The sequence below is a fragment of the Fulvivirga imtechensis AK7 genome, from assembly GCF_000331535.1.
Classification (GTDB): domain Bacteria; phylum Bacteroidota; class Bacteroidia; order Cytophagales; family Cyclobacteriaceae; genus Fulvivirga; species Fulvivirga imtechensis.
The window spans coordinates 39,959-56,829 of the sequence record NZ_AMZN01000040.1 but is presented as its reverse complement, the minus strand read 5'-3'; the positions used below and the strand labels follow the sequence as shown (position 1 = coordinate 56,829).

The 16,871-nt window shown below is 42.6% G+C and carries 10 protein-coding genes; 5 read left to right on the top strand and 5 right to left on the bottom strand.

The genetic code is table 11. The features are described 5' to 3' along the window. Window positions 1–85: 85 nt before the first annotated feature. Window positions 86–802, top strand: coding sequence for a ZIP family metal transporter (locus C900_RS11640; RefSeq protein WP_245558424.1), 717 nt, complete (start codon window positions 86–88; stop codon window positions 800–802). A 268-nt stretch (window positions 803–1,070) separates the two neighbouring features. Then, entirely contained in the window at window positions 1,071–2,978 is a 1,908-nt protein-coding gene (acs, locus tag C900_RS11635; protein ID WP_009580065.1) for an acetate--CoA ligase, read from the top strand. A gap of 356 nt (window positions 2,979–3,334) precedes the next feature. Here acs and aceA read toward each other — a convergent pair whose 3' ends face one another. Both aceA and aceB read right to left on the bottom strand, forming a co-directional pair. Beyond that, window positions 3,335–4,627, bottom strand: a complete 1,293-nt coding sequence (gene aceA / locus C900_RS11630; RefSeq protein ID WP_009580064.1) for an isocitrate lyase — start codon at window positions 4,625–4,627, stop codon at window positions 3,335–3,337. Between the two features lie 19 nt (window positions 4,628–4,646). Then, window positions 4,647–6,263: a malate synthase A gene (gene aceB, locus C900_RS11625; protein ID WP_009580063.1), complete on the bottom strand. Its 1,617-nt coding sequence runs from the start codon at window positions 6,261–6,263 to the stop codon at window positions 4,647–4,649. A gap of 107 nt (window positions 6,264–6,370) precedes the next feature. Between aceB and C900_RS11620 the strand changes: the two genes are divergently transcribed. From C900_RS11620 to C900_RS11610, 3 genes are all read left to right on the top strand, one after another. Beyond that, a complete protein-coding gene (locus C900_RS11620) occupies window positions 6,371–7,855 on the top strand; it encodes a helix-turn-helix domain-containing protein (protein WP_009580062.1) in 1,485 nt (494 codons plus the stop codon). A gap of 175 nt (window positions 7,856–8,030) precedes the next feature. After that, entirely contained in the window at window positions 8,031–11,285 is a 3,255-nt protein-coding gene (locus C900_RS11615) for a ligand-binding sensor domain-containing protein (protein WP_009580061.1), read from the top strand. A 96-nt stretch (window positions 11,286–11,381) separates the two neighbouring features. After that, window positions 11,382–13,274, top strand: a complete 1,893-nt coding sequence (locus C900_RS11610; protein WP_009580060.1) for a DUF4139 domain-containing protein — start codon at window positions 11,382–11,384, stop codon at window positions 13,272–13,274. A 125-nt stretch (window positions 13,275–13,399) separates the two neighbouring features. On the opposite strand, the gene C900_RS11605 is transcribed toward C900_RS11610, so the two are convergent. The 3 genes from C900_RS11605 to C900_RS11595 form a co-directional block, all read right to left on the bottom strand. Beyond that, window positions 13,400–13,960 (bottom strand): RloB family protein, encoded by a 561-nt coding sequence (locus tag C900_RS11605; protein ID WP_040496599.1) that lies wholly within the window; start codon window positions 13,958–13,960, stop codon window positions 13,400–13,402. Then, window positions 13,950–15,215, bottom strand: a complete 1,266-nt coding sequence (locus C900_RS11600; protein WP_009580058.1) for an AAA family ATPase — start codon at window positions 15,213–15,215, stop codon at window positions 13,950–13,952. The genes C900_RS11605 and C900_RS11600 overlap by 11 nt, the downstream gene beginning before the upstream one ends. Window positions 15,216–15,416: 201 nt before the next feature. After that, window positions 15,417–16,871: a TrkH family potassium uptake protein gene (locus C900_RS11595; protein WP_009580057.1), complete on the bottom strand. Its 1,455-nt coding sequence runs from the start codon at window positions 16,869–16,871 to the stop codon at window positions 15,417–15,419.

Below are 16,871 nucleotides of genomic sequence, written 5' to 3'. Positions count from 1 at the left end.
TTAAAGTCTTAAATGCAACAGTGTTGTATATATTTGCCTCGAATGTCAAAGCTACTGGATGATTTTTAATTTTTTTGTTTTGTTTTTGACGGCTCTGTTAGCCGGATTAGCAGCACTTTTATTACCTCAGGTAAAGGAAAACAGGTATAAGCTGGTACTTGTATTCGCAGGAGCCTACCTTTTTGCAGTTACCATTATCCATATTCTGCCTGAGCTGTTTTCGAGAGCAGCAGATCCTACGCAAATTGGCCTTTTTATTCTTGCGGGCTTTTTTTTACAGCAGATTCTTGAATATTTTACTGCTGGTGTAGAGCATGGTCATATGCATAAGCATGATCAGCGCCATCACCATAAGGTCAGTTCTGCTGTTTTGGTGCTCGTGGGATTGTCAATCCATGCTTTCCTTGAAGGCTCACTTTTGGCTCATCCAAGTACTATACACGAACATCATGAGTCAAAATCGTTATTGCTTGGGATTGTTTTGCACAAAGCTCCGGCAGCCTTCGCATTGATGTCCATACTTATCTGCCAGTTATCCAGCAGAAAGCAGGCGATTTTATTTCTGGTGCTATTTTCTCTGGCTTCACCGGTGGGGCTGGTCATCGGAGACTATTATGTGGAGCATAGCATGCTATCAGATGAAGCCTTTACCATACTATTTGCTATAGTGAGTGGCAATTTTCTGCACATTTCGACTACCATAGTTTTTGAAAGCAGTGTAGATCATCATTTCAATGCCAAAAAACTGGGGGTCGGTGTGCTTGGAGCACTGATCGCAGTCTCTGCGGAATATCTCTTTTAGGAGCCGGTAGGTAGAAAGAAGAGGCCATCTCAAAAGCCCTGGTCGTCATTCCAAACTTGATTTGGAATCCCCTTCAAATGCGCAATATCTAACGGTATCCTGAATCGAGTTCAGGATGACGCAAGGCGAAGGCTTTTGATATGGCCTCTTCTGATTTCTGCCTCCAACTAAAAAACACCCCCCTTATTTCATTAAAAAAATCATTTTTTGCAACTTAGTACATAGCGACAAGGAAGGTACTAGTTATAACCCGAACTTAATTTAAACTATGAGTAACAAAATTCAGACACTGAGTGGCTACATCCATGAATACCAAAAAAGTGTTCAGGATCCGGACAATTTCTGGGGAAAAATAGCGGATTCCTTCTACTGGCATAAACGCTGGGACAAAGTCGTAGACTGGAACTTTGAAAAACCGGATGTGAAATGGTTTATCAATGGGAAAGTCAATATTACAGAAAACATACTGGAGAAACACCTGTTTCTGCTTGGGGATAAACCCGCCATCATTTGGGAACCCAATGATCCTGATGAACAGGCTCGTACAATAACTTATTATGAGCTTTACGAGCTGGTATGTCAGTTTGCCAATACCATGAAAGCCCAAGGGGTGGAAAAGGGTGACAGGGTGATCATATATATGCCTATGGTGCCTGAAGCTGCAGTGGCAATGTTGGCATGTGCCAGGATAGGCGCTGTACATTCAGTGGTTTTCGCCGGCTTTTCAGCAAAGTCGCTTGCCGATCGTATTGAAGACTGCCAGGCTAAGATGGTGCTGACATCAGACGGTAACTTCAGGGGTGAGAAAATGATACCTGTGAAGGCTGTGGTGGATGAAGCCCTGGAAGCAACAAATTCGATAGAAAAAGTAATCGTGCTTAAGAGGACCGGCCAGGATGTAATTATGAAAGAGGGGCGGGATATCTGGTGGCATGAAGCTATAGAAGGGGTTTCAAAAGAGAATAAAGCTGAAATAATGGATTCTGAAGACATGCTTTTTATTCTCTATACATCGGGGTCGACCGGTAAGCCGAAAGGTGTAGTGCATACTTGTGGCGGCTATATGGTTTATACCATGTACACCTTCCAAAACGTATTTCAATACAACAATGGGGATGTCTATTGGTGTACTGCTGATATCGGCTGGATTACGGGGCATTCCTATATCGTCTACGGCCCCCTGCTCGCAGGCGCAACCACACTGATGTTTGAAGGTGTGCCTACATACCCTAACCCGGGGCGATTTTGGGCGATTTGTGATAAGCATAAAGTTAATCAGTTTTATACAGCGCCAACAGCCATCAGGGCGCTGCAGGTGTTTGGCACCGAACCGTTGGAACCTTACAAGCTGGATTCACTGAGAGTGATAGGCTCTGTAGGAGAGCCTATCAACGAGGAGGCATGGCATTGGTATCACGACCATGTGGGTAAAGGCAGGTGCCCTATTGTAGATACATGGTGGCAAACGGAGACAGGTGGTATTATGGTATCTCCTATCCCGGGAGTGACACCCACAAAGCCATCATATGCCACACTGCCGCTGCCAGGTATACAGTTGGCTATTCTCGATAATGACGGTAATGAGCTGAAAGGCAATAGTGTAGAGGGTAACCTCTGTATTAAATTTCCGTGGCCGGCTATTCTGAGGACCACCTATGGAGACCATGAGCGTTGCCGTCAAACTTATTTCTCCAGCTTCAAGGGCTACTATTTTACCGGTGATGGCGTGAAGAGAGATGAAGATGGCTATTACAGAATTCTTGGCCGTGTGGATGACGTGATCAATGTTTCAGGTCATAGAATGGGCACTGCAGAAGTAGAAAATGCTATCAACGAGCATCCTAAAGTAGTGGAATCTGCTGTTGTAGGCTTTCCTCATGAAATTAAAGGTCAGGGCATCTATGCCTTTGTGATCTGCGATATGGAAGGTCGCTCGGAAGAAAACCTGAAGAATGAGATACGCGAAACGGTGAATAAGATCATCGGCCCTATTGCCAAGCCCGATCGTATTCAAATCGTGCCGGGATTGCCTAAGACCCGGTCAGGAAAGATTATGAGGAGGATATTAAGGAAAGTAGCCACGGGAGACACTTCCAATATGGGTGATACCTCTACATTGTTAAACCCTGATGTGGTGGAGGAGATCATTCAGGGAGCGGGTAAGGTGAATGCGTAGAGTAGTTTTTAGTCCTTAGTCATGAGTAGTTTTGATATTGGGGCTAAGGATAATGTAACTCAAGACTAAGGACTCAAGACTAGTGTTGAGTTAAGTGTACTGTGCCGTATAAGTTGCAGTTATTTTTGTTCCAGGCAACGCAAAAAATATGAGCATAGCCATAGCTACGTAAGTATTTTTTAAGGCAGCATGGGACAAAAAGAACAAAGCTTGGTATGGCTAAAGTATGCTTAACTTAACACTAGCTACTAATAAAAGAAGCCGCCCGGCCCATGACAAACCGAACGGCTAACCAGAGAAATTCATTAAAATGTTGCCCGACCCCTGGCCAGGCAACAATAGGTTTAGGTGATTGATTATCCTACTTTGGCAGTTTCAAACTGCTCTTCTTCTGTGCTGCCTTTCATGGCAGTGGTAGAAGATAAACCTTGTTGTACTATGTTTTGTACCGTATCAAAATATTGGGTACCAACGAAGGCCTGATGCTTAACGGCTGTAAACCCTTCTTTTTGCAAAGCAAATTCACGCTCCTGCAATTCTGAGTAACCAGCCATTCCACGTTCTTTGTATGCCTTTGAAAGCTCGAACATAGAGGTGTTCAATGCATGGAAACCCGCCAATGTTATGAACTGGAATTTATATCCCATCTCCGCAAGACTTTCCCTGAAGCCTTCCATTTCATTCACGCTCAGCTTGGCAGCCCAGTTGAATGAAGGGGAGCAGTTATACGCCAGCATCTGATCAGGATACTTTTCTTTTATTCCCTGAGCGAACTCACGCGCCATGCCTAAGTCAGGGTTTGAAGTCTCCATCCAAAGCAGGTCAGCATAAGGGGCGTAGCTCAAGCCTCTGTCTATTCCCTGTTCCAATCCATTCTTAACGTGGAAGAAACCTTCACCCGTCCTTTTTCCGGTAATAAACTTGTGGTCACGCTCATCTACATCAGAGGTGATCAGGTTAGCGGCCTCGGCATCTGTTCTGGCAACCAATATAGTTGGTGTGCCCATAACATCGGCTGCTAATCGCGCTGCTACAAGTTTGTTAATAGCTTCCTGGGTTGGAACCAATACTTTTCCGCCCAAGTGTCCACACTTTTTGGCTGATGAAAGCTGATCTTCAAAGTGAACACCGGCTGCTCCGGCCTCTATCATCGCCTTCATCAATTCGAATGCATTTAAATTTCCACCAAATCCTGCCTCTGCATCGGCTACTATGGGCACCAGCCAGTCGATCTCGGCATCACCATTTACACTTTGGATCTGGTCCCTGCGCATAAGTGCATTGTTAATCCTCTTTACAACGTTGGGAACAGAATCTGCAGGATAAAGTGACTGGTCAGGATACATTTGTCCTGCCAGGTTAGCATCAGCAGCCACCTGCCAGCCACTGAGGTAGATAGCCTCGAGGCCTGCCGATACCTCCTGGATAGCCTGGTTGCCGGTGAGAGCCCCCAGGCCTGCGGTAAATGGTTGCGTGGTCAGCCTTTTCCAAAGCTTTTCGGCACCCATTTTGGCTAATGTATATTCAATATTTATGGAACCTCTTAATTTCAGGACATCTTCGGGGATATAAGGCCTCGTTATACCTTTCCACCGCGGATTGGACATCCAATCACTGTACATTTTCTCAATTTGATCTGCTTTGCTCATAGTATATTAGGTTTAAGGTTTAGTCAATTAATTCATATGCAGGGAGTGTTAAAAACTCCTCAAAGTATTCTGATCGCACCAGGTCATCAAAAAGCTTGGTGGCATCTTCAAACCGCCCGTTCCTGAAATGCTCTGCCCCGACCAGGGAAGCTATTTTTTTCAATTCTTCAGCTTTTATCTCTTCATATAATTCCGGTGTAATTATGCGGCCATCTTCCATCACGGCCCCGGCTTTGAGCCATTGCCATACCTGGGTTCTGGAGATCTCCGCAGTAGCTGCATCTTCCATCAGGTGGTACAGGGCTGCAGCGCCATTGCCTCTCAGCCAGCTTTCTATGTACATAATGCCAACATTGATATTAGTTCTCAGGCCTTGTTCGGTAATCGTGCCTTCAGGTACTTCCAGCAAGTGCTCTGCTTTTACATGTACATCTCTTCTTTTGATATGGACCTGATTTTGAGTGGGCATGTATTCATTGAAAGCATTCATGGCCACTTTTACCAGGTCAGGGTGCGCTACCCAGGTACCGTCATGACCATTTTTGGCCTCAGTGATCTTATCCATCCTTACTTTTTCCAACGCCTTTTCATTGGCTTCAGGATCAGATTTGATGGGAATTTGTGCTGCCATTCCACCCATGGCATGCGCATTTCTTCTGTGGCAGGCCTGTATTACCGCCAGGGTATAGCACTTCATGAAGGGTACACCCATGGTTATTTGTGAACGGTCAGGCATTACAAAGCCTGGTTTGTTTCTGAATTTTTTTATAAAGGAAAAGATGTAATCCCAGCGGCCACAATTCAATCCGGCAGAGTGATCTCGCAATTCATAGAGAATTTCGTGCAGCTCGAAAGCGGCCAGTATGGTTTCGATCAACACAGTTGCCTTAATGGTCTTTTGGGGTATGCCCACGTAATCCTGGGCATAGATGAACACATCATTCCACAACCTGGCTTCCAGGTGACTTTCCATTTTTGGAAGATAGAAATAAGGTCCGGTGCCCATCTCTGTTAATTTCTTCGCGTTATGGAAGAAGTACAGACCGAAATCCATCAAACTGCCGCTGATATGCTCACCCCTGATGTCAATATGCTTGTCCTCCAGGTGCCAGCCTCTTGGTCTTACAAAAAGTGTGGCTATTTTATCGTTAAGCCGGTAAGTTTTATCTTTTTCCGGGTGCTTATATTCAATTGTTCTGTTCACGGCATCTCTGAGGTTGATATGCCCTTCAATGTTATTTTTCCATGAAGGCGTGTTGCTATCCTCAAAATCGGCCATGAAAACTTTTGCCCCGGAATTGAGTGCGTTGATTACCATTTTCCGTTCTACAGGCCCGGTGATCTCCACCCTGCGATCCATAAGATCCTGGGGAAGTGGCGCTACCTGCCATTCACCTTCTCGTATATGGCGTGTCGATTCCAGAAAATTGGGCATAATACCCTGATCAATTTTTTTCTGGTATTCTTTTCTCTTCTCAAGAAGCATTTTACGTCTTCCGTTGAATTTCACATGCAGATTGTATAGAAACTGTAACGCTTCGGGGGTTAATATTTCTGCATACTCCTCGTTGAAAGCACCATTGATCTGCATGGTGTCTGGAGATAGGTAGGTGTTGGTGGTCAATTCGTCAATCATAATTTCTCTTGGTTTAGTTGATCATGGATACGAATATCAGAAAAATTTCATTAATAGCGAAATTTCGCTGAAAGAAATTTTACACAAATATTTTTTATCTTTGCTTCATGGTCAATGAAAACTTTTCCCTCAGACATATCTTTGGGTTGAAAATCCGCGATTTGCGCGTAGAAAGAGGACTTTCTTTTCAGGAGTTATCTCAAAAAACAGGACTGTCTATTTCTTATTTAAGTGAGATAGAAAAAGGAAAAAAATATCCGAAAGGGGACAAGATCCTGCAATTAGCCGAAGCGTTGGGTGAATCTTACGATAATCTTGTTTCTCTAAAAGTATCAAAGCGGCTACAGCCGGTGATCAATTTGCTACAGTCCGATTTCTTCAAAGAATTTCCGCTGGAGTTATTTGGGCTCGATGCACAAAAGATCATAGAACTCATATCCGTTTCTCCGGATAAGATCAATGCCTTCATTAGCTCTATATCTCTTATTTCAAGAAATTATGAAATGAACCAGGAACATTTTTATTATGCAGCGCTCCGGTCATATCAGGAGCTGCATGATAATTATTTTCCTGAACTGGAAAGGGCAGTGAAGGACTTCAGAAAGGCTAACAAGGAGATGCAGGATGTGCCGGTGAAGAAAGAGCAGTTGGAATATGTGCTCATGGAAAATTACGGAATATTCATTGACAGGAAGGAGCTTCCGGTTTACCCGGCATTAAAACACCTGAGGTCTTTTTACAAGCCAAACAAAAAGCTTCTTATTAACAACGAGCTTACAGATGCCCAGGAATGCTTTCTGTTAGGCAGGGAGATCGGCTTTCAGTACCTGAAGTTAAAGGAGAGGCCTATGGAAACTCCACCACAGAAGAGCTACAACTTCGAAGCTTTGCTGAATAACTATAAAGCATCATATTTTTCCGCAGCATTACTAATGGATGAGGACCAGGTGGTAAATGATGTGAGGGAATTTGCTCTGAATAAGAAGTGGAGCAGTAATAAATTGTTGTCTTTCATATCAAAATATAATGCTACTCCTGAAATGCTCATGCAGCGGCTGACCAATATTTTGCCAAAGTATTTCGGTATCAAAAATTTATTCTTTCTTCGCTTTCTGGGTACCGATGATTTCTCGTCATATGAACTTACCAAAGAACTGCATCTATCAAGAGCTCACAATCCGCACGCCAACAGTCTGAATGAGCACTATTGCAGACGATGGATATCCATTGGCCTTATAAAAGAGCTGAGAAGCATGCATCGATTGAAAAAAAGGAGCGAGGTAATAGCCGGGGCTCAAATCTCCCACTATCACGAAACACCTAATGAATACCTGTGTTTGACCATTGCCTTTCCGAATGTTTCCAATCCTGATGAAAGCATGAGTGTGACCATCGGTGTTTTTATAGATAACAACCTCCGTAAGCGCATAAAATTTATTGACGACCCTGCTATTGTCAACAAAGTAGTAAACACAACCTGCGAAAGATGTTCTCTTATTGACTGTGGTGACCGCATTGCCCCTCCTTACCACATAGAACAATTAGAAAACCAAAGGGACATAATAAGTGCGCTGAATGAGCTAAACAAGTAAAAACTCTTTCTTCTGGTAAACCACCTGCCTTATTGAAGTAAGAGGGATGCAAAGAATTTTCTCCTTTCGCAATCCCCGAAGGCGTTTTGTTGAGATTTTTCAATAATTATCTTAACTTATAGGTTGCTATTATTCTTGTCCGCAACCTTTTTATTAAAACTAAATCTGGTTCGTTATGGCCACACGCTGCTACAAGATCATTGTCAGCATAATATTTATTTGTTCCATTGGCTTTACCCATGCGCAATACGATGATTTGAAGTTTGATCACCTGGGCAATGTAAGGGCTCTGGCAAGCAGGTCAGTAACGGCCATGGTGCAGGATCAGAAAGGGTTTCTTTGGTTTGGTACTCCTGACGGGCTCCTTCGCTACGATGGCTATGAAATAAAAATGTACAAGAATGAAGTGGGCAATGCCAATTCCCTCTCTGACAATAACATACGTGATCTGGCAGTGGATACTCTTGGAAACATTTGGATAGCCACACAGGGTGGTGGATTGAATCAATTCATTACCGAAAAAAATAAGTTTGTACGTTATCAAAACGATCCGAAAGATAAAAACAGCCTTAGCGGTAATGCTACCTGGTCGCTGATGGTAGATAGTAAAAATAATGTTTGGATAGGAACCTGGTCTAACGGACTCAATATGTTCGATCAGAATACGGGTAAATTTGAAAGGCAATTCACAGATTTTACCGAGCCTATACTTACCATTTACGAAGACAGTAGAGGCGTAATCTGGGCTCCCATCAATGGATTGGCCAGCTATAACCCCCAAACGGGAGAAACAAACTACTACAATGCCAATACTTTTGACTCTAATGGTTTGGCTTCCAGCGATGTAAGAGTTATTTCGGAGGATGGTGAGGGTACACTTTGGATTGGTACCGAGAGTACGGGGTTGTACAGTTTGCTTATTGAAGAAAATGAGTTCCAAAGATATACGACTGAGTCTGATAGCCTTAATATCACGAGTAGCAATGCCATATATGACATTCATATTGACGAGAACGGTGCTATTTGGCTGGCTACTGGCAATGGCATTGATATTTGGGATAAACCCCAGGGAAGAACGTATCATTATAAAAAAAATGAAGCTGATCCCTATAGCTTAAGCAATAATAGTCCGAGGGTGATATTTAAAGACAGAAGCGGTACTGTATGGATAGGAAATGAGGGCGCAATGATCAATAAACTCCTGGACAAAAAGAACTTCAAAACCTATCGGCATGACCCTCTTAACCCTAATAGCCTCAGTAATAATGTGATCCGTGCCCTGTATGAAGACGACCAGGGCCTGATATGGGTGGGAACACAGGCTGGTGGATTAAATGTGCTGAACAGGGAAACCGGAGAAGTAAAGCGGTTTCCCTCCGACACAACTTTGGGTATTTATGTTGATCATCCACAGATATCGGCTATTTATAAGGATGAGAGCGGTATAATGTGGGTAGGAACCTGGGGAGGTGGTATTTACAAGCTGGAAGTTGCTCAAAATAGGACTACAATTTACAAACATGATCCGCGCAATGCTAATTCTGTTCCTGATGATCGAATTCAAATGTTTCACAAGGATCGTTTTGGTGATTTTTGGGTGGGAACGGAGAATGGCCTGGCTCGTTTTGAACCAGGGTCAGGAAAATGGAGAAAGTTTATCGGCATAAAGGGCTCAACGATACAAGGAAAAGCCTTCAAGGAGGAGAAGGATGGTACATTGTGGGTAGGTACATGGCATGGCCTGAACAGGATCGGCGTCAATCGAAATGATGTTAAAACCTATACTCATAACCCAGATGATTGGCATTCACTAAGCAGCGACCATGTCATCAGCCTTCACCACGATGGCTCAGGGCATCTTTGGGTGGGCACCTTCGGTGGAGGGTTTAATAAGTTTGATATTCAGCACGAAAGATTTACAGGCTATTTTGAGAAAGACGGCCTGCCTAACAACGTGATCTATGGTATTTTGGAGGATGAAAACAATAACTTATGGTTAAGTACCAATAATGGGCTTTCACAGTTTAACCCAACCACTGAAGAATTCCGAAATTATGATAGCAGTGAAGGATTACAAGGCAATGAGTTTTACTGGGGAGCAGCCTATAAGAATGCTGACGGCAGTCTGATGTTTGGTGGAGTTAATGGTCTTAACATTTTCTTTCCGTCAGAAATTACCAACAACACTATTGTGCCTCCTATTGTGATCAGCGATTTTTTAATTTACAACAAGCCCGTAAGCATCGGTCAGGATTCTATACTGCAAAAGAGTATAACCTATACTGATGACATCACCATCTCTTATAAACAGGCGGTAATCACCTTTAACTACGCAGCCCTTAATTACAACCATTCTGAGAAAAATCAATACGCTTATGTGCTGGAGGGTTTTGAGGACAATTGGAATGATGTAGGGAATAAGCGTACGGCCACCTATACAAACCTGGATCCGGGGGAATACGTGTTTAGGGTAAAAGGATCTAATAATGACAACATATGGAATGAAAAGGGTATAATGTTAAGCCTGACTGTTACCCCTCCCTTCTGGCGTACCTGGTGGTTCTATATTATATGCGCTATCAGTGCCGGTTCTATGTTTTACGGGTTGATCAAATTTAGAGAACGGGGCCTTAAAAGGGATAAGCAAGCCTTGCAAAGATCTATTGATGAAGCATATGCTGAAGTTGAGAACCAAAAAAGGGCCATCGCTGAGCAAAGAGAAAAGGAAAAGGAACGCATATGGACAGACCAGGGCATGGTCAGGTTAGGAGAGGTGCTGAGCCGGTCCAAAGATGATATTGAAGAACTGTGCCACAATGTGCTGAAAACGCTTGTAGACCTGATGGAAGTGCAGGTGGCCGCTATCTACCTTGCTCATGAAAATGAAGAGGGGCAGACAGTGTTGGTACAACGATCTGCTTATGGTTATGATAAAAGCCAACAGGAGTTCGAACCTGGCATGGGGCTGGTTGGAGAATGCTACAAGGAAAATGAAGTCAACTACCTTACCGATCTCCCTCCCGGCTACCTTAACATTACCAGCGGCCTGGGAAATTCCTCTCCCTCCAGTCTGCTGCTTATTCCACTGGCTTATGAAGATATTATTATCGGTGTGATGGAGATAGCCTCATTCCAGGAGATTGAAGTATATAAGATGGGAATGGTAAAGATCTTCTCAGAACGGCTCACCACAGCCATAAATACAACCCTATTGGGGGAGAAGACTAAAAAACTCCTGGAAGATTCAAAAATCAAGGCCGAAGAACTGGCTGTGCGTGAAGAAGAACTTAAACAAAACCTGGAAGAAATGGAGGCAATACACGAAGACCGCGATCGCAAGACAAAGGAACTGGAAGAAACCATCAAAAAACTGGAAGAAACCATCAAAAAACTGGAAGAAGAAATAAAGAGGCTGAAAAACACCCACTAAAGAAGACCCGGTCTAAAAAATTCCGAAAGTTATTATGGAATCCGCTCCGGGTGGGCATCTAATACTAAAACATGTCTTACATAAACTTTTAGTATTATGAAAATGCTCTCTACCATATTCTTTTACCTGGCTGTGGTTATTACGCTATCTGCCCAGGGAGATGAACAACATATCTCATCTAAAATATCCGAAGTTACCGTTTATTTGCAAGGAGCACAGGTGACAAGATCATTTGAAGCCACAATTCCTGCCGGGAACTCTACGGTAATCATCGGCAACTTACCAGCCAACGTTCAGGAAAGAAGTATACAGGTAAAGGCTTATAATGAAAAGCTGAAAGTGCTGGCCGTTTCCGGAAGGTTGAATTATATGGATGAAAAGAAGAAATCCGAGCAGTTGATAGCGCTGGAGAATAACAGAGAACAGTTGCTGGAGCAGATGAGTGAGTTTCAGGTGTGGATTGAGGTATATAAAGAGGAGGAATCACTGTTGATCAGTAATAAGGCTATTGGTGGTAGCTCCAATGGAGTAGATATTGAAGAGTTGAAGCAGGCAGCGGCATACTACCGTGAACGTCTTGCTGAGATCAAGAATAAACAGCTTGAACTAAACAGGAAAATAAGAGTTACAAAGCAGAAGTTGGAGAAAGTAAATGCTCAACTAACAGAGCTCAACAGTAAAAGACCCGAACCTGTGCGTGAGGTCATTGTCACGGTTTCATCAAAGAGTACTTTGAACTCAAAATTTATACTAACTTACCTGGTTCAGGAGGCTGGATGGTTGCCTTCATACGACATAAGGGCTGTAAATATTCAAAAACCCATAGAGGTAACGTACAAAGCCAATGTGCATCAAAGTACCGGAGAAAACTGGGAAAAGGTAAAGCTCACCTTTAGTAATGCTGACCCCAGCCAAAGTAGTGTGGCCCCTAACTTAAGCACATGGTATCTAGGGTTTAATAACCGTGTGGCTCATAACAATTACGGAATTCAGAACCAGGCAGGCACCTATTCGATGATAGGTAATGAAGTGGTAGGCCGCGTGGTCAGTAGTGAAGATGGCGCTCCTTTACCAGGTGTAAATGTGGTCATTAAGGGAACCAGTGTAGGCACAGTTACTGACCTTGATGGTAACTACCGATTGCCGCTCACACAAGATGCCCGCACCATCATTTACTCCTTTATCGGCCTTGAAAGCCAGGAGGTACCTATTAGCAACAGACCTGTAATAGATGTTGCACTTAATCCTGATGTCGTGCAGCTTTCCGAAGTGGTGGTGACAGGCCTTAGCGGCAGGGCTGCCGGGGTATATGAAAGTGCGCCTTCATCATATTATAAGCCCAAGGTAAAAAAAGAAATAGCCGCCACGGCAGTTGTAAAGCAAACCACCCTGGAATTTTCCGTGGACGAACCCTATACCATCAAATCAGACGGCAAAAATCAGACGGTAGATATGATGGCTTATGAGCTGCCTGCTACGTATCAATACTATGCTGTGCCCAAGTTAGATACAGATGCCTTTTTGAAAGCAGAAGTTACCGATTGGGAGGCTTACAACTTCCTGGCAGGAGAAGCCAATCTTTTCTTTGAAGGCAAATTCATTGGTAAGACCGTTCTGGATACACGCCATGTTAAGGATACCCTTAATATTTCCCTGGGGAGAGATAAAAACATAGCCATTACACGCGAAAAGGTCAAGGATCTGAGCTCTAAGCAGTTTATAGGCAGCAACAGAAAAGAGCTGGTAGGTTTTGAGATCAAGGTGAGAAATAAAAAGCAACAACCCATAAATATTACTATTGAAGACCAGGTGCCTATACCTACCAACAAGGAAATTACAGTTGATCTAATTGAGTCGGGTAAAGCAGACCATAATCAGGTGACCGGTATCCTGCGCTGGAAGCTTGAATTGCAGTCGGGCGACAGTAAGCAGATGAACCTGAAATACGAGGTAAAATACCCCAAGGACCAAAGGTTAGTGGTAGAATAGGTGTAAAAGGCGTTTCAAGGTCGGAATGTGTTGAACCAGATATATTCTTGTTCTGAATTTTATCCACTTACCTTCATCTTTCATTGCATATTAGGCAACTACATAATTGGCATTTTGCTACATTGCTAGTTGCCTTCTTTTTTTGAACTTCTAACGAGTTCAAGTTCCACGATAAATTCGCTTACTGTTGTTGAAGGGTTGTCAAATGTGTTTAATGCTTTTGCCCGCAAGAGTGCTTCATCAACAGCGTCAATAAGCCTGCCCTTTAAATTGTCTGACAATCTACCTTTTATATAACCAGGACATAAGTCGCAAAGGGTCCTAATACAGCTTGCACTTGATATATTTGCACGTTGATCTTGGTGGTGCAGCAAAAACCACAATTCAATACATGGGTTTGATACCAGCAGGATCCCATCCAGGTTGTTTAGTTTGTCAAGCGTTTGATCCACATCCAAATCATACATCAAAAATGTCTGATCTTTTGCATGGCGGGTTTTGGTCTTTAAGTAACTGTCTATGTAGCGCTGCGAAATATTATTTCCTGTTCTCTTGGAATTAATTTCAATAGGAATTCTGTAGACGCTTCGCAAGAATTTAATATATTCTTCTTCAGTTTGTCCTTCACAAAAAACATAGAAAGTTGGATTTATTCTTTTTCCTCTCGGTTTTCTTCTACTCGCCATCTAATATTGACTTTAGACTAGATTTTGTTTCATCAATAAACGGAATAGCATCGAACCTGCCTTGGAGGTAACCCTTTTCAGCATCCATGTTTTCTCGGAAGTCTTTATAATCAAACAGTGAATACAAATCGCTTGCCCCGTCTTGTTGTTTATTTACGAAAAAGATTTGATCTCTTCTCAGTTTCTTCATGTCAAGAAGATTGGTATTATGGGTTGTGAAAATAAGCTGAGCTCTATCGCTGGCATGAAATAAATTGATAATAAATTCAACAAGTTTAGAATGAAGACTAGTCTCTAATTCATCAATTAGTAATGTTTTATTATTTCGAACAATATCTAAAATGCTGAGTAGGCAAATAAAAAGTTTTTTCGTGCCATCAGACTCTTCAGTGTTAAAATCAAATGCAACTTTTGGTTCTGATTTATGATAAGTTTCTATTTTTAAAATTTCATTCTCGGTGTCTTCGTTACTTACAGAGTCGCTTTCACTGCCGAAAATAAACTTCAAAGATTTGAGTTTTACTTTTTCCTTTCTATATGAAATATCTACAATATCGCTATCGGCAATTTGTAGTGCTTTAAGTAAAAAATTTTTATTAGCGATTAAATTATGTTCTAGAGAGAGGCTGTTGTAGTCAGTGTAACCAAGTATAAACTTCTCGTTGAAATAATTAAATAGTTCCTTTCCAATCCCCCTGTCCATTTGGCTCGCTCTCGAAATAAATAAGGTTTTCACCGAGGTGTTTTCAGCAACATCAAATGGTCGCTTTATAACATTTGAAAAGCTATACTTGTTTCTCTTCTTGCCATCAATACTTTCATCCCGGGTGAAGACTTTTGCCTTACGGTTATTTGGATAATGATAAAGCTCTTCAGTAATAATCTCTGTTCGGGTTAGACTGTAGGAATACTCGTATTCTGTTTCGTTCGAGACAAATCTTATAAAGAATTTACTTGGCTTATTTTGGTATCCGTCAAATTTAAATGGTTGGAAATTGAATAGAATATTTTCATTGTGCGTATGCGAATTGAAAATCATTCTACAACAAAATCGAATAGCCTTTATGATATTGCTCTTACCTGAAGCATTTGCTCCATAAATGGCCACTGTTTTCAATATATTTTCATCATTGTGGGTGAAAAGGTTGCACTGCAACTCCTTCGCATTTTTGGTCTGTATATTGCCAGCTCTTAAATCGAGTATAACCTCCTCTTTAATGGAAAAAAAATTACTTAAACGAATCTCTAGTACCATTTACGCTTCAATTTTGTAGTAAAGCTACAAAATTGAAGGTTTAAATGCTAAGAATGGTTGAGTTAATCCTCGACTTTTGAAAACGACCCAGCGGTGCATAGCGGATTGATGACAGCGAAGGTATATCCCTTCAAACTGGTGTTGACGCCAAAGGAATAATCAACCCGTTACTTCCGACTTCGGTCTTCGGACTTTTCACCCTCACCATTTTTGCCAAAAATTGCGGTTGAACAGCATGAGCACGGTAAATAACTCCAGCCTGCCGAGTAGCATCAGAAAAGCCAGCAGCCATTTGCCAAAGGGAGAGATACCATAAAAATTGTTAACCGGCCCTACCTCGCCTAATCCCGGTCCTACATTGCCCAAAGAAGTGGCTACCGCACCCAGGGCAGTATCAAACTCAACTCCGGTAAAGGATAAAAGGAATACTCCGACACCATATACCAGCAGGTAGATCATCACAAAAGCCAGCACGTTATAGGTGATGTTTCTGCTAACGGCTGCGCCATTAAGTCTCACAGGGATTACTGCTGAAGGGTGTAGCTGACGCTTCATTTCCAAAAAGCTATTTTTGAAAAGAAGCGTATGCCTCACCACTTTTATGCCCCCGGATGTAGAGCCAGTAGAGCCACCCATAAACAAAAGCAGAAAGAATATAATGGTAAGAAAAGGAGCCCAGGCGGTGTAGTCGGCAGTAACAAAGCCGGTGGTAGTGATGATGGAAATTACCTGGAATAATGAGTCGCGAAATGACTTTTCAAAACCCTCCCATTTGGAGGAGAAAACAAAAAATGAGATAGCTACAGACAACAACACGACTATGATCAAATAATTTCTGAACTCCTCATTCTTCCATACTTTCCGGAATCGTCCTTTAAGCCCAAAATACGTAATAGTAAAGTTAGTACCTGCTAAAAACATAAAGATAATGATCACGTATTGGATATAGGCGGAGTCATAGTAAGCAATACTGGCGTTTTTCGTTGAGAATCCTCCTGTGGCCATGGTGGTAAGGGAGTGATTGATGGCGTCATAAAATGTCATCCCTCCAAACATCAGCAGTACAGTTTCTACTAATGTTAGCCCCAGGTATATGAACCATAGGCGCTTGGCCACTTCTTTTATTCTTGGCTTCATCTTGTCCGGGGAGATCCCGGGGGCCTCTGCTACAAATAACTGCATACCTCCAATACCTAATATCGGAAGTATGGCGACAGCCAAAACGATAATACCCATGCCCCCGATCCATTGGGTAAGGCTTCTCCAGAAGAGAATTCCTTTTGGTGCAGCTTCTATATCTGTCATTATGGACGCGCCAGTTGTCGTGTAGCCGGAAATAGTCTCAAAAAAGGCATTGGTAAAGCCTGGAATGGTGTCAGACAACATATAAGGCAATGTGCCGAATGCTGACATACAGAGCCAACCTAAAGTCACGATCAGGTATCCGTCTTTTTTCTTTAGCTCTTTGTTCTGCTCCCTTCTGGTGAGCAACCAGATCAGGAGGCCTGTGAATAAAGTAATCCCACCGGATAATGCCAAATGCCATAATTCTTCCCGGTAGTATATGGAAAATGGGAGACACAGCAGCATGGAGGTGCCGTTGAGCATGAGTAGCAGACCCAGAATATTGACAATTAACCGGATGTTGAGCCTCAT